Raw genomic sequence first — 345 nt, 5'->3', positions numbered from 1 at the left:
TTGATCAGATGCAGCGTAGAGACAATTTTCCGAAGTTCCTGCCCGGGAATACTCTTAGGATTGCTGGAAAGCCATATTCTGCACATTCGCTGCACATGGATTACACATCGCTGAAGGGTGACTTGAGGACAAACTTTGCGAATCGCTCTGAGCAATGCCCGATGTCCGTCACCGGTAATTGACTCGATCTGAACTCCAAGAAGCAGTAGATTTTCCAGGTCTTCTTTGAGTTCTTCGTATCGTTCTCCATCGCTGAACCGATAGAGCTGGGTGAACTTGATCGTGTTGTCTCGGTACAAAATCAGGCATAAATCCCTGCTAAAATACGTGCCGTCAATGAGCAGA

The 345-nt window shown here is 47.0% G+C and carries 1 protein-coding gene; it reads right to left on the bottom strand.

Annotation, left to right across the window (positions count from 1 at the left end):
* Window positions 1–345 (bottom strand): transposase (locus AAA938_RS20220; RefSeq protein ID WP_338230734.1); only part of this gene is annotated, 345 nt, incomplete at both ends.

This window comes from Algoriphagus taiwanensis (genome assembly GCF_036245645.1).
Taxonomy (GTDB): Bacteria; Bacteroidota; Bacteroidia; order Cytophagales; family Cyclobacteriaceae; genus Algoriphagus; species Algoriphagus taiwanensis.
Note: the sequence above shows the minus strand (reverse complement) of the source record. Positions and strands in the feature narration are given on the sequence as shown.